The organism is Burkholderia sp. MSh2 (assembly GCF_000731655.1).
GTDB lineage: Bacteria > Pseudomonadota > Gammaproteobacteria > Burkholderiales > Burkholderiaceae > Burkholderia > Burkholderia paludis.
The window spans coordinates 31,812-44,472 of sequence record NZ_JPGM01000019.1 but is presented as its reverse complement, the minus strand read 5'-3'; the positions used below and the strand labels follow the sequence as shown (position 1 = coordinate 44,472).

General features: G+C 66.8%; 14 protein-coding genes and 1 tRNA gene. 9 read left to right on the top strand and 6 right to left on the bottom strand.

The genetic code is table 11. The features are described 5' to 3' along the window. Positions 1 to 33: 33 nt before the first annotated feature. The 4 genes from proB to rplU form a co-directional block, all read right to left on the bottom strand. Positions 34 to 1,152 (bottom strand): glutamate 5-kinase, encoded by a 1,119-nt coding sequence (gene proB, locus GQ57_RS12940; protein WP_034198052.1) that lies wholly within the window; start codon positions 1,150 to 1,152, stop codon positions 34 to 36. Positions 1,153 to 1,228: 76 nt separating this feature from the next. Beyond that, the gene (gene obgE, locus GQ57_RS12935) at positions 1,229 to 2,341 is read right to left on the bottom strand and encodes a GTPase ObgE (protein ID WP_034198051.1); all 1,113 of its coding nucleotides are present in this window, start codon (positions 2,339 to 2,341) and stop codon (positions 1,229 to 1,231) included. A gap of 188 nt (positions 2,342 to 2,529) precedes the next feature. Further along, on the bottom strand, positions 2,530 to 2,793 hold the full coding sequence (gene rpmA / locus GQ57_RS12930) for a 50S ribosomal protein L27 (protein ID WP_006476999.1): 264 nt from the start codon (positions 2,791 to 2,793) through the stop codon (positions 2,530 to 2,532). 24 nt (positions 2,794 to 2,817) lie between these two features. Next, positions 2,818 to 3,129 (bottom strand): 50S ribosomal protein L21, encoded by a 312-nt coding sequence (rplU, locus tag GQ57_RS12925; protein ID WP_006025184.1) that lies wholly within the window; start codon positions 3,127 to 3,129, stop codon positions 2,818 to 2,820. 222 nt (positions 3,130 to 3,351) lie between these two features. Between rplU and GQ57_RS12920 the strand changes: the two genes are divergently transcribed. From GQ57_RS12920 to GQ57_RS12880, 9 genes are all read left to right on the top strand, one after another. Then, positions 3,352 to 4,347, top strand: a complete 996-nt coding sequence (locus tag GQ57_RS12920) for a polyprenyl synthetase family protein (RefSeq protein ID WP_031398933.1) — start codon at positions 3,352 to 3,354, stop codon at positions 4,345 to 4,347. Positions 4,348 to 4,525: 178 nt separating this feature from the next. After that, positions 4,526 to 4,602 (top strand) — tRNA-Pro (locus GQ57_RS12915). Between the two features lie 141 nt (positions 4,603 to 4,743). Beyond that, positions 4,744 to 6,036 (top strand): HlyC/CorC family transporter, encoded by a 1,293-nt coding sequence (locus GQ57_RS12910; RefSeq protein WP_031398934.1) that lies wholly within the window; start codon positions 4,744 to 4,746, stop codon positions 6,034 to 6,036. Positions 6,037 to 6,119: 83 nt separating this feature from the next. Then, positions 6,120 to 7,397 carry a GspE/PulE family protein gene (locus tag GQ57_RS12905; RefSeq protein ID WP_034198049.1) on the top strand — a complete coding sequence of 426 codons (1,278 nt, stop codon included), beginning with the start codon at positions 6,120 to 6,122 and terminating at the stop codon, positions 7,395 to 7,397. Next, on the top strand, positions 7,394 to 8,605 hold the full coding sequence (locus tag GQ57_RS12900; protein ID WP_034198048.1) for a type II secretion system F family protein: 1,212 nt from the start codon (positions 7,394 to 7,396) through the stop codon (positions 8,603 to 8,605). The genes GQ57_RS12905 and GQ57_RS12900 overlap by 4 nt, the downstream gene beginning before the upstream one ends. Before the next feature lie 45 nt (positions 8,606 to 8,650). Further along, positions 8,651 to 9,562 carry a prepilin peptidase gene (locus GQ57_RS12895; protein ID WP_034198047.1) on the top strand — a complete coding sequence of 304 codons (912 nt, stop codon included), beginning with the start codon at positions 8,651 to 8,653 and terminating at the stop codon, positions 9,560 to 9,562. Between the two features lies 1 nt (position 9,563). After that, positions 9,564 to 10,172 carry a dephospho-CoA kinase gene (gene coaE / locus GQ57_RS12890; protein WP_034198046.1) on the top strand — a complete coding sequence of 203 codons (609 nt, stop codon included), beginning with the start codon at positions 9,564 to 9,566 and terminating at the stop codon, positions 10,170 to 10,172. A 109-nt stretch (positions 10,173 to 10,281) separates the two neighbouring features. Beyond that, positions 10,282 to 11,037 carry a cell division protein ZapD gene (zapD, locus tag GQ57_RS12885; protein WP_031398939.1) on the top strand — a complete coding sequence of 252 codons (756 nt, stop codon included), beginning with the start codon at positions 10,282 to 10,284 and terminating at the stop codon, positions 11,035 to 11,037. Positions 11,038 to 11,062: 25 nt separating this feature from the next. Next, positions 11,063 to 11,263: a DNA gyrase inhibitor YacG gene (locus GQ57_RS12880; RefSeq protein ID WP_031398940.1), complete on the top strand. Its 201-nt coding sequence runs from the start codon at positions 11,063 to 11,065 to the stop codon at positions 11,261 to 11,263. Positions 11,264 to 11,323: 60 nt separating this feature from the next. Here GQ57_RS12880 and GQ57_RS12875 read toward each other — a convergent pair whose 3' ends face one another. After that, positions 11,324 to 11,782: an NUDIX domain-containing protein gene (locus GQ57_RS12875; protein WP_034198045.1), complete on the bottom strand. Its 459-nt coding sequence runs from the start codon at positions 11,780 to 11,782 to the stop codon at positions 11,324 to 11,326. Further along, positions 11,779 to 12,648 carry an ATP-binding protein gene (locus GQ57_RS12870; protein ID WP_031398942.1) on the bottom strand — a complete coding sequence of 290 codons (870 nt, stop codon included), beginning with the start codon at positions 12,646 to 12,648 and terminating at the stop codon, positions 11,779 to 11,781. The genes GQ57_RS12875 and GQ57_RS12870 overlap by 4 nt, the downstream gene beginning before the upstream one ends. Positions 12,649 to 12,661: the final 13 nt, after the last annotated feature.

Sequence of the window (12,661 nt, the reverse complement as noted above, 5' to 3'; positions counted from 1 at the left end):
TTTTCATGTGGCGACGGACACCGGAACGCAGGGTCATACCAGCACGAGGTTGTCGCGGTGGATCAGTTCGGGTTCCAGCATGTAGCCGAGCACGGATTCGATCTCGCCGCTCGGCTTGCGATGAATCAGTTTCGCCTCCGCACTGCTGTAGTTCGTCAGCCCGCGCGCCACTTCACGCCCGTCGGGGCCGACACACGCGATGACCTCGCCGCGCGCGAACGCGCCCTGCACGCCCGTCACGCCGATCGGCAGCAGGCTCTTGCCGCCGGCCGTCAGCTTCTCGACCGCGCCCGCATCGATCACGACATGGCCACGCACCTGCAGATGGTCGGCCATCCACTGCTTGCGCGCCGCCATCCGCGCGGTACGCGCGATCAGCTGCGTGCCGATCGGCTCGCCGGCCGCCAGACGCACGAGCACATCGGCCTCCCGGCCGCTCGCGATGACCGTATTCGCGCCGCTGTGTGCCGCGCGCTTCGCCGCGAGGATCTTCGTCAGCATGCCGCCACGGCCGAGGCTCGAGCCCGCGCCGCCCGCCATCGCCTCGAGCTCCGGTGCGCCGGCATTGGCTTCGGCAACGAGCGTCGCGCCCGGATCCTTGCGCGGATCGGCCGTGAACAGCCCCGACTGGTCGGTCAGGATGATCAGCGCATCGCCTTCGATCAGGTTCGCGACGAGTGCGCCGAGCGTGTCGTTGTCGCCGAACTTGATTTCGTCGGTGACGACCGTGTCGTTCTCGTTGATGATCGGCACGACGCCGAGCCTCAGCAGCGTGAGCAGCGTCGAACGCGCGTTCAGGTAACGCTCGCGGTCCGCCAGGTCGGCATGCGTGAGCAGGATCTGCGCGGTGCGGATGTCGTGCTCGGTGAAGCGGCTCTCGTAGACTTGCGCGAGCCCCATCTGGCCGACTGCGGCGGCGGCCTGCAGCTCGTCGATTTCCCGCGGCCGCTTGCTCCAGCCTAGCCGTTGCATCCCCTCGGCAATCGCGCCCGAACTGACCAGCACGACCTCCTTGCCCTGTGCGCGCAGCGCGGCAATCTGGGCCGCCCAGCGGCCGATTGCCGCATGATCGAGCCCCTTGCCGTCGTTGGTCACGAGGCTGGAGCCCACCTTCACCACCAATCGCTTCGAATCCGCGATGATCGAACGCATCCTGCCGTGTCTCCTGTATCTGATGCGCGATTGAACGCCGACGCCGGGCAACACGCCCGGCGCACTCCGGGACCGCTCAGGCGTCGTCGCCCGGCGTCGCACCGCCGCTCGAGGGCGGCGTGTCGCGGAAACGCACGTCCGCCGCGAGATCTTCCGCCTCCGCCTCGCGATGCGCGTCCGAATGTTCGGCGAGATAGTCGTAGATCGCGTAGCACAGCGCTTCGCAGCCCTGGCCCGTCAGCGCCGAAATCTCGAACACGGGGCCGTCCCAGCCGAAGCGCTCCAGGAAATCCGCGACGCGCGCCTTGCGCTCGTCTTCCGGCACCATGTCGAGTTTGTTGAGCACGAGCCAGCGCGGCTTCTCGTAGAGCGCCTCGTCATACTTGCGCAGTTCGCCGACGATCGCGGTCGCTTCCGCGACCGGATCGACGCTTTCGTCGAACGGCGCGAGATCGACGAGATGCAGCAGCACGCCGGTGCGCTGCAGGTGACGCAGGAACTGATGGCCGAGGCCCGCGCCTTCGGCGGCGCCCTCGATCAGCCCCGGAATGTCGGCAATCACGAAGCTCTTGCTCGGGCCGACGCGCACCACGCCGAGATTCGGCGCGAGCGTCGTGAACGGGTAATCGGCGATCTTCGGCTTCGCGTTCGACACCGACGAGATGAACGTCGACTTGCCCGCGTTCGGCATGCCGAGCAGACCGACGTCGGCCAGCACTTTCAGCTCGAGCCTCAGCATGCGGCGCTCGCCGGGCTTGCCGTCCGTCTTCTGGCGCGGCGCGCGGTTCGTACTCGACTTGAAATGCAGGTTGCCGAGCCCGCCGGCGCCCCCCTGCGCGAGCATCACCTGCTGGTCGTGCTCGGTCAGGTCGGCGATCAGCTCGCCGGTATCCATGTCGTTGATGATCGTGCCGACCGGCATGCGCAGCGTGACGTCGTCGCCGCCCTTGCCGTAGCAATCCGAGCCGCGGCCGTTTTCGCCGTTGCGCGCCAGATGCTTCTTCGCGTAACGGTAGTCGATCAGCGTGTTGATGTTGCGGTCGGCGATTGCATAGACGCTACCGCCCCGGCCGCCGTCGCCGCCGTCCGGCCCGCCGAACGGGACGAATTTCTCGCGGCGCATCGACGCACTGCCATCGCCTCCGTCTCCGGCGATGACTTCGATTCGTGCTTCGTCAATGAACTTCATTCGTCACTCCGCCCAGTATTTCCGCTATTGTGCCGCGCACCGGCGCGCTTGAACAATCTGCCATTCGGCCGATCGTACGCCGGTTGCGCGATAGTCGCCGGAACGCACACGCGTCCGGCGGCCAAATAAAAAAAGGCCCCGCGAAGACTGCGGGGCCTTTCGGCTACGAAGCCCGTGGGTGCCTGAACTTAGGCAGCCGCCGGGACAACGATGACCAGATGCTTCTTGTCCGCGCCCTTCGTCGCGAACTTGACGTGACCGTCGACCAGCGCGAACAGGGTGTGATCCTTGCCCATGCCGACGTTCTCGCCTGCGTGCATGCGCGTGCCGCGCTGACGCACGATGATGCCGCCGGCATTGATTGCCTGGCCGCCGTACACTTTCACGCCGAGACGTTTCGACTCGGAGTCGCGGCCGTTCCGGGAAGAGCCGCCTGCCTTTTTGTGTGCCATCTGATTGCTCCTTTACCGAGGCGCTTACGCGTTGATCGCGTCGATGCGCAGCTCAGTGTAGTTCTGGCGGTGGCCGCCGTGCTTTTGGTAGTGCTTCCGGCGACGCATCTTGAAGATGGTGACCTTGGCATGACGACCGTGCGACACAACGGTGGCCTTGACGGAAGCCCCACTGACCAGCGGCGTACCGAACTTAATCGATTCGCCTTCGCCCACTGCGAGAACCTGGTCGAGCGTGATTTCAGCGTCAATGTCAGCCGGTATCTGTTCTACTTTGAGTTTTTCGCCAACGGCAACCTTGTACTGCTTGCCGCCGGTTTTTATGACCGCGTACATTGAGAACCTCACTCTGGATCCAATTTTTCCGCACACCACGCGCGGAAAACACGTGATTATACATGGGGTTAGCAACGAAGTCAAAACCGATCGACGATTACCGTACGGATTGCCGTGTGCGGGCCCTGGCCGGATGGCCAAATTCACTACTGCGGCGAGTGCGACAGACCGGGAGATCGCGGATTCGACTTATAATCCGCCGCATCACCCAATTCCATCATCATGTCGTCGTCCACCGCCTCCCCCACCCTCAGCGCCGCCCACCTGCTCGCTCCGATCACGAGTGACATGGAGCAGGTGAATCGCGTTATCCGGCAAAGCCTCGCGTCCGACGTCCTGCTGATCAACCAGATCGCCGAGTACATCATCGGCGCGGGCGGCAAGCGGCTGCGTCCGGCGTTGCTGCTGCTCGTCGCCGGCGCGCTCGGCGAGACCTCGCACCAGCGGCACGTGCTGGCCGCCGTCGTCGAGTTCATCCACACGGCCACGCTGCTGCACGACGACGTCGTCGACGAATCCGAGCTGCGCCGCGGCCGCCAGACCGCCAACGCGCTGTTCGGCAACGCCGCGAGCGTGCTGGTAGGCGACTACCTCTACTCGCGCTCGTTCGAGATGATGGTCGGCGTCGGCAAGATGCGCGTGATGGAAATCCTGTCCGAAGCAACGACGATCATTTCCGAAGGCGAGGTGCTGCAGCTCCTCAACATGCACGACGCGGACGTCGACGAAACGCGCTACATGCAGGTGATCCGCTACAAGACCGCCAAGCTGTTCGAGGCGTCGGCTCGCCTGGGTGCGGTGCTCGCGGGCGCCGATGCGCCGACCGAGGCCGCCGCGGCCGAATACGGCCGCCGGATCGGCACCGCGTTCCAGATCATGGACGACTGGCTCGACTACGCGGGCACCGTCGAGGCAATGGGCAAGAACGCGGGCGACGACCTGCGCGAAGGCAAGCCGACGCTGCCGCTCATCTATCTGATCGAGCGCGGCACGCCCGAGCAATCGGCGCTGGCCCGCGAGGCAATCGAACAGGGCGGCACCGATCGCTTCGATACGATCTTCGACGCGATCACGCGCTCGGGCGCACTGGATCACACACTGGAATGCGCGCGCCAGGAAGCGCAGGCGGCAGCAGCAGCGATCGCCGCATTCCCGGATTCGATCTACAAGGAAAGCCTGCTCGCGCTGTGCTCGTACTCGACGTCGCGGCAGTCGTAAGCGCGTGACGTGCGTCGCCGCCACCGCGCGACGACGCACTTTCGACACGGATCTTCATCTGTCTCGAAAATTTTCTTCGCAAAGGTATTCCCTTTTCGAAAAAACATCGTTATAGTTATGTTCTTGCTCGACGACGCAGCGGTCTTGAAGAAGACTGCGAAATCGGAAGAGTCCAAATCGGGGTGTAGCTTAGCCTGGTAGAGCGCTACGTTCGGGACGTAGAGGCCGGAGGTTCGAATCCTCTCACCCCGACCAGATTTGTAAAAACCGTGCACTGCGTGCACGGTTTTTTTTCGTCCGGCCGCCGCGAGTCCGTCGTGTCGTGCGCGACACATCGCGGTCGCCGGCCTCTGCTATATTCCCTCCATTCCTGTCCTTCACTGCCCTTTCCGACGCGTGGACCAAATTCCCTTATGGGCGCAAATCGGCGCCGTCTTCCTGCTTCTCCTCTGTTCCAGCTTCTTTTCCATTTCCGAGACCGCGATGATGGCGCTCAATCGCCATCGGCTGAAGCATCTCGCCGGCCAGGGCGCGCTCGGGGCGAAAACCACGCAGGGCCTGCTGACGCGCACTGACCTGCTGCTCAGCGTGATCCTGATCGGCAACAACCTGTTCAACACGATCATCCCGGTCCTGACGACGTCGCTGGCGCTGCATACGTTCGGCCGCAACAATCTCGCACTGTCGATCGCCACCGGCATCGTCGCGTTCCTGATCATCGTGTTCGCGGAAATCGCGCCGAAGATCGTCGGCGCGACCTTCCCCGAACGCATCGCGCTGCCCGCGAGCCTCGTGATCGCCCCGCTGATGCGCGTGTTCAAGCCGGTCGTCTGGTTCGTCAACGCGCTCGCAAACGGCGTGCTGTGGCTGCTGCGCATCAACACGAAGAAAGGCCGCGACCAGCGGATGTCGGCCGACGAGCTGCGGGCCATCGTGCTCGAGTCGAGCAGCTTCATGCCGACCAAGCACCGCAGCATCCTGCTCAACCTGTTCGACCTCGAGAACATCACGGTCGACGACGTGATGGTGCCGCGCCGCCAGATCGAGTCGCTCAACTTCTACGCGCCGCTCGACGACATCCTCCACCAGCTCGAGACCTGCTATCACAACAAGCTGGTCGTCTATGAAGGCGACATCGACAAGGTGCTCGGCGTGCTGCACGTTCGCAAGACGCTGACCGCGCTGCACAACCAGGATTTCGACCGCGAAACGCTGCGCACGCTGCTTGCCGAGCCGTATTACGTGCCGTCGGGCACGCCGGTGGTCCAGCAGCTCCAGTTCTTCCAGGAGAGCCGACATCGCACCGCGCTCGTCGTCAACGAGTACGGCGAGCTCGAAGGGCTCGTCACGCCGGAGGACATCATCGAGGAGCTGATCGGCGAATTCACGACGTCGATGCCGCGCAGCGAGCGCGCGGGCGGCTGGGACGAGAACGGCGAATGCATCGTCTCGGCCAGCATGCCGCTGCGCGAACTGAATCGCTGGCTGCACCTGAAGCTGCCGACCGACGGGCCGAAGACGCTGAACGGCCTGGTTCTCGAAATCCTCGAGGAAATCCCGGAAGACGACGTGTGCCTGAAAATCGGCGACGTGATGCTCGAAGTGATGCGCAGCGACGACCAGGCCGTCCGCACGGTCAAGCTCTTCAAGCCGCGCGCCACGCGCACCGCACGCGCCGCCACGCACTAGCCGAACGGCCGACTACCGGCACCGCCCGCGACGCGCGACCATCTGCAGGTCACGTTCAACAGGCGGCCCGCGGGTCGGCTCACATGCATTTTTCTCCTCCCGGTGCGCCGCTGCGCACGCAGCCGCCGCCCGCCCGCTCCGATGCATCGCCCGCCGCGGCACTGCGCGCGCTCGACGCCGCCCAGCTCGACGACGCGCCGGCCGTGCGGCTGCTGACGGACACGCTTCACGCCGCACGCGTGCGCGATGCATCCGACATCCACGTCGAACCGTTCGAGGCCGGCTGGCGCATCCGCCTGCGCATCGACGGCGTGCTGCATGAACACGCGCGGCCGCCCCTTCATCTGCGCGACGCGCTCGTGACGCGAGTCAAGGTCCTGGCGCGCATGGACATCGCCGAACGGCGGCTGCCGCAGGACGGCAGGCTGCGCCTCTCGATCGACGGCGGCACGCGCGGCGACTACCGGGTCAGCTCGCTGCCCACCTTGTTCGGCGAAAAGCTCGTGCTGCGGCGCCTCGAAACGCTGCCGCCCGACCTCACGCTCGCGCGTCTCGGCTTCGATGCGCAGCAGACGGCCGCGATGGAGGCCGCGATACGCGCTCCGCATGGCCTCGTGCTCGTCACGGGCCCGACCGGCAGCGGCAAGACGCTGTCGCTCTACTGCGCGCTGCAGATGCTCGATCGCGACACGCACAACGTCTGCACGGTGGAAGATCCCGCCGAGATCCAGCTCGACGGCATCAGCCAGGTCGGCGTCGCCGAAAAAGCAGGGCTCACGTTCGCGACGGCGCTGCGCGCGCTGCTGCGGCAGGACCCGGACATCATCATGGTCGGCGAGATTCGCGACGCGGAAACGGCCGACGTCGCGATCAAGGCCGCGCAGACCGGCCATCTCGTGCTGTCGACACTGCATACGAACGACGCGCCGGCCGCCATCGCACGGCTGCTCGACATCGGTGTCGCGCCGTACAACCTCGCGGCCGCGCTGCACCTCGTCACTGCACAGCGTCTCGTCCGACGGCTGTGCACCGCCTGTCGCGTGCACTCTGACGCACCGCCGGCCGTACTCCGGGAAGCCGGCTGCGACCCGGCGGCGCTCGCCACCGGCTGGCGGCCGTTCGTCGCGCGAGGCTGTCCGGCCTGTCACGGCATCGGCTATCGCGGCCGCGTCGGCCTGCATCAGACGATGCCGGTATCGCCCAGGCTGGCGGAGCGCATCGTCACGCGCGCAAGCGCCGGCGAACTCGCGCAGTGTGCGGCGACCGAAGGCATGCGCAATCTGCGCGACGCGGCACTCGCGCGCGTGCGGGACGGCACGACGAGCCTCGCGGAAGCCATCGCCGCGACACCTGCGGCATGAATGTGCACACGCCGCCGCGCGAAACCCGCTTCGCGTGGCGCGGCCGCCGTCGCGACGGCGCGCCGCGGCGCGGAATCGTCATCGCGTTCGACGGTGCGGCTGCCCGCGCCGCACTCGCGCGCGACGGCATCGCGGTGCTGTCGCTCGCCGCGCGCGGGCCGGCCCGGCCGCCAGCGGCGGGCACACGGGACGTTACGCGCTTCACGCGCCAGCTGGCGAGCCTGCTGCAGGCCGGGCTGCCGCTCGCGCCGTCGCTCGAGATGCTCGCGCGCACGCGAGCGCGCGGCGGCCTGCCGCGCATCGCCGCGGGCCTCGCCCGAGAAATCGTCGGCGGCCGGCGCTTCGCCGATGCGCTCGCACGCTATCCGTCGCAATTCGGCATGCTGTATCGCCAGTTGATCGAGGTCGGCGAAGCGTCCGGTTCGCTCGGCATCGTGCTGACGCGAGTCGCGGAGCACCGCGAGCGCGCCGACGCGCAGCAGCGCAAGCTGCGGGCCGCACTCGCCTATCCGGCGGCCGTGATCCTGTTCGCGCTCGCGATCTCGGCCGCATTGATGGTGTGGGTCCTGCCGACCTTCCGGCAAATCTTCGACGGCTTCGGTGCCGCACTGCCGGCGCCGACCCGCGCGCTGCTCGCGCTGTCCGCCGCCCTGTCGGCGTGGGGCGGCGTGATCATTGCCGGGATCGCGGCAGCCGGGCTGGCCGCCCGTCACGCGCTTCGGCGGTCGGCGGTGCTGCGCCACGAGCTCGCGCGGCATCTGCTGCACGCCCCGTTCGCCGGCAGCGCGCTCGGGCAGTTCGCGGCCGCGCGCTGGTGCCGCTCGCTTGCGACGCTGCTCGGCGCCGGCGTGCCGCTCGCCGATGCCTTCGCCACGCTCGAGCGCACCGCCGGCCATCCGGTGTTCGCGCGCGCCACCGTCGACATCGCGGCACGCGTGCTGCGCGGCGCTCGCCTCGCGGATGCGATGCAGTCGGCCGGCTGCTTTCCGGACGACGTCGTCCAGCCGATCGCCGTGGCCGAGGAAACCGGTACGCTCGATACGATGCTCGCCGATATCGCCGCGCTATGCGAACGCCAGCTCGACACACGTCTCGATGCACTCGGCGCGCTCGGCGAACCGCTGATCGTGATCGTGCTGGGCGCCCTCGTCGGCGGCCTCGTGATCGCGATGTACCTGCCCATCCTTCAGCTCGGCAACGTGGTGTAGCATCGCAACCGATTCTGTCGCCTTTTAGTCCCGACCTTGAGCCTCATGACGCCAGCGCCCCTGTACGCCGTTCCCGATTCGCCCGAAAGCATGCTGCTCGCGCTGGCGATGCTGCCGCACGCGGTGCAGTATGCGTTCGCGGTCGTCATCGGCCTTTGCGTCGGCAGCTTCCTGAACGTGGTCGTGCACCGGCTGCCCGTGATGATGCAGCGCGCTTGGCAGGCCGAGATCGCCGAAGCCACGGGCAACGCACGCGCCGCCCCCGACGACGGCTACCCGCCGCGCTACGATCTGTGGCGGCCGCGCAGCGCATGCCCGCATTGCGGCCACGTGCTACGCGCGTGGGAAAACATCCCGCTCGTCAGCTACCTGGTGTTGCGCGGACGCTGCCGACGCTGCGGCCATGCGATCGGCATCCGTTATCCGCTCGTCGAGCTCGCGTGCGCACTGCTCGCCGCCGGCTCGCTCGCGGCGTTCGGCCCGACCGTCGCGGCCCTCGCCGCCTTCGCTCTGTGCGCCGCGCTGCTCGCGATGAGCGCGATCGACATCCGGACCGGCTATCTGCCCGACTCGATGACGCTGCCGCTCCTCTGGGCCGGGCTCTTGCTGAACCTCGGCCACACGTTCGTCTCCCTGCGCTCGGCCGTGATCGGGGCCATGGCCGGCTACCTGTTCCTGTGGTCGATCTACTGGCTGTTCAAATGGCTGCGCGGCATCGAGGGCATCGGCTTCGGCGACCTGAAGCTGCTCGCCGCGCTCGGCGCCTGGATGGGCTGGGTCGCACTGCCGCAGGTCGTCCTGTTCGCTGCGGTGACGGGCGCGATCGTCGGGCTCGTCGCAACCTGGCGCGGCCGCATGCGCTTCGAGGAGCCGATTCCATTCGGCCCGTTCCTCGCCGCAGGCGGCGCCGCGACCCTGTTTTTCGGCACCCCTTTTTATTCGGCGCTCGGAGGCTGACATGTTCGCAGTAGGGCTCACCGGCGGTATCGGCAGCGGCAAGACAACCGTCGCCGACCTGTTCGCCGCGCGCGGCGCGTCGCTGGTCGATACCGATCTGATCGCCCATCGCATCACCGCACCGGGCGGCCTGGCGATGCCCGCGATCGAACACGCATTCGGCCAGGGCTTCGTTGCCGCCGACGGCTCCCTCGACCGCGCGAAGATGCGTGCTCTGATCTTCAGCGACGACGCCGCGCGCCGGCGCCTCGAAGCGATCACGCATCCGCTGATTCGCGCGGAGACCGATCGCGAAGCGCGCGAAGCGCGGGGCCCGTACGTCATGTTCGTCGTGCCGCTGCTGGTCGAGTCCGGCAACTGGAAGGCGCGCAGCGATCGCGTGCTCGTCGTCGATTGCCCGGTCGAAACGCAGATCGCGCGCGTGATGCGGCGCAACGGCTTCGCGCGCGAGCAGGTCGAAGCGATCATCGCGAAGCAGGCGACGCGCGAAGACCGTCTCGCCGCCGCCGACGACGTGATCGTCAACGACGCGACGACACCCGATGCGCTCGCCGCGCAGGTCGACGCGCTGCACCAACGCTATCTCGGGTTCGCGGCCGCCGCGCCCTGAGTGTCGGGCGCCATTGCGATGGCGTACGAAATTGGTGCGTTGCTAGGGTAGAGAGTGGGCATTAGAATGTCCTGCATTGTTTCAATCCCTACCCGAGAGGCGAGCGCGCTTGATTCTTTACGAGTATCCGTTCAACGAGCGAATTCGCACGCTGTTGCGCCTCGAAGATCTCTTCGAGCGCTTCGCGTTCTTTTTGGCTCAGGAGGACCCGCGTGAACATCACGTCGCGCTGACGACGCTGTTCGAAATCGCCGAGGTAACGGGCCGCGCGGACCTGAAATCGGATCTGATGAAGGAGCTCGAACGTCAGCGCCAGACGCTCGCTCCCTTTCGCGGCAATCCGGGCATCGAGCAGAACGCGCTCGAAGCCGTGCTTGGCGAAATCGAGCAAACGCTCGCGAATCTCGCGCAAATGCAGGGCAAGACCGGTCAGCACCTCGTCGACAACGAGTGGCTCGCCAGCATCCGCAGCCGTGCAGTGATTCCCGGCGGCACCTGCAAGTTCGACCTGCCGTCGTACTACGCATGGCAGCAATGGCCCGCCGAGCAGCGGCGCCAGGACATCGCGAAATGGATCATGCCGATGCTGCCGCTGCGCGACGCGGTAACGATCGTGCTGCGGCTTGCGCGCGAATCGGGCCAGGCGTCGAAGGTCATGGCGATGCAGGGCAGCTACCAGCAAATGCTGTCGGGTCGCACCTATCAGTTGATGCAGGTGCGCGTGCCGCCGGAGCTGCGCGTCATTCCCGAGGCGAGCGCCAACAAATACATGCTGTGGGTACGGTTCACCACGCAGGACGGCGATGTGCGGCCGCGCGCGGTGGACATCGACGTGCCGTTCCATCTGACACTGTGCAATCTGTAACGGCCGCGTGCCGGATCGCTTTCGTATGACTACCGTTGTGAAATGCCCGTCGTGCGGCGCCGAAGTGCGCTGGACGCCTGAAAGCCAGTTCAGGCCATTCTGTTCGGCCCGCTGCAAGCAGTTCGACCTCGGCGCGTGGGCCGCGGAAAAGTACCGGATCGGCGGCTCCTCGGACGAGGGCCCGTCATCCGAGGAAGAAGGCTCGGACGGCCGCCGCGACAGCTGAGCGGCGCGCAGCGGCGCCCTCCAGTAATATGGCCCGCCTTTGCGGCGGGCAGCAGCGGCGTCAGTTCGACGCGGCTTCCTGCGCGAGCAGTTCGAGCACCGGCAGCGCGGCCGGCAGCAGCGGCGCAACGTCGACAGGCAGCGCCTGCCACACGAACGCCTGGCCTTCCTTGCTGTGCGGCTCGCCCGTCCAGCCCGTCACCTTGCAGAAATACAGCCGCACGTACGCATGCGGATAGTCGTGCTCGAGCGTGTGCCAGCGATGGCTCGCCGTGACTTCGATGCCAAGCTCCTCGTGCAGTTCGCGCGCAAGCGCGTCCTCGACGCTTTCGCCGGCCTCCAGCTTGCCGCCCGGGAACTCCCAGTAACCTTCATACGGCTTGCCCAGCAGCCGTTGCGCGAGCAGATAGCGGCAGCCGCCGGCCGTGCCGTCCGGCTGCACCATCACGCCGACCGCGACTTCCGTCACCTTGCGGCCATCCGGCGCACGCACGGCGCCCTGTGCGAGATCCACGCTCATGCCTGCTCCTTGCGCCCCGACCAGTCACGCGCGAACTGCCACGCGACGCGCCCCGACCGCGAACCGCGCTCGAGCGCCCACACGAGCGCGTCGCCGCGAGCGGTCTCGATTTCGGCTTCCGGGCAGCCGAAGTGGCGCAGCCAGTGCGCGACGATGTCGAGGTAATCGTCCTGCTTGAACGGATAGAAGCTGACCCACAGACCGAAGCGCTCCGACAGCGAGATCTTCTCCTCGACGACTTCGCCGGGGTGAATCTCGCCGTCCGGGAGATGCTTGTAAGTCTCGTTGTCGCTCATGTACTCGGGCAGCAGATGGCGGCGATTCGACGTCGCGTAGATCAGCACGTTGTCCGACTGCGCGGCGATCGAACCGTCGAGCGCGACCTTCAGCGCCTTGTAGCCCGATTCGCCCTCTTCGAACGACAGGTCGTCGCAAAACACGATGAAACGCTCGGGACGCTGCGAGATCAGATCGACGATGTCACCGAGATCGTGCAGGTCGTCCTTGTCGACTTCGATCAGGCGCAGCCCGTCCTTCGCATACGCGTTCAGGCACGCCTTGATCAGCGACGACTTGCCGGTGCCGCGCGCGCCGGTGAGCAGCACGTTGTTGGCCGGCTTCTGCTGCACGAACTGCCGCGTGTTCTGGTCGATCAACCCTTTCTGGCGATCGATGTTGTGCAGATCGCCGAGCGTGATCGAAGACACGGCCGGCACCGGCTGCAGGTAGCCGCGCCCTTGGCGCTTACGCCAGCGGAAAGCGTGCGCGGCGTTCCAGTCGACGGCCGCCGGCGCGGGCGGCAGCATCCCTTCGAGGCGGCCGAGCAGCGCCTCGGCCCGCGTCAGAAATTGTTCGAGCTTGTCCATGTCGTTCGGGCGC

Bases quoted from the DNA above. Each gene is read 5' to 3' on its own strand.
- proB (WP_034198052.1), bottom strand. From the start codon at position 1,152: ATGCGTTCGATCATCGCGGATTCGAAGCGATTGGTGGTGAAGGTGGGC.
- obgE (WP_034198051.1), bottom strand. From the start codon at position 2,341: ATGAAGTTCATTGACGAAGCACGAATCGAAGTCATCGCCGGAGACGGA.
- rpmA (WP_006476999.1), bottom strand. From the start codon at position 2,793: ATGGCACACAAAAAGGCAGGCGGCTCTTCCCGGAACGGCCGCGACTCC.
- rplU (WP_006025184.1), bottom strand. From the start codon at position 3,129: ATGTACGCGGTCATAAAAACCGGCGGCAAGCAGTACAAGGTTGCCGTT.
- GQ57_RS12920 (WP_031398933.1), top strand. From the start codon at position 3,352: ATGTCGTCGTCCACCGCCTCCCCCACCCTCAGCGCCGCCCACCTGCTC.
- GQ57_RS12905 (WP_034198049.1), top strand. From the start codon at position 6,120: ATGCATTTTTCTCCTCCCGGTGCGCCGCTGCGCACGCAGCCGCCGCCC.
- GQ57_RS12900 (WP_034198048.1), top strand. From the start codon at position 7,394: ATGAATGTGCACACGCCGCCGCGCGAAACCCGCTTCGCGTGGCGCGGC.
- GQ57_RS12895 (WP_034198047.1), top strand. From the start codon at position 8,651: ATGACGCCAGCGCCCCTGTACGCCGTTCCCGATTCGCCCGAAAGCATG.
- coaE (WP_034198046.1), top strand. From the start codon at position 9,564: ATGTTCGCAGTAGGGCTCACCGGCGGTATCGGCAGCGGCAAGACAACC.
- GQ57_RS12880 (WP_031398940.1), top strand. From the start codon at position 11,063: ATGACTACCGTTGTGAAATGCCCGTCGTGCGGCGCCGAAGTGCGCTGG.
- GQ57_RS12875 (WP_034198045.1), bottom strand. From the start codon at position 11,782: ATGAGCGTGGATCTCGCACAGGGCGCCGTGCGTGCGCCGGATGGCCGC.
- GQ57_RS12870 (WP_031398942.1), bottom strand. From the start codon at position 12,648: ATGGACAAGCTCGAACAATTTCTGACGCGGGCCGAGGCGCTGCTCGGC.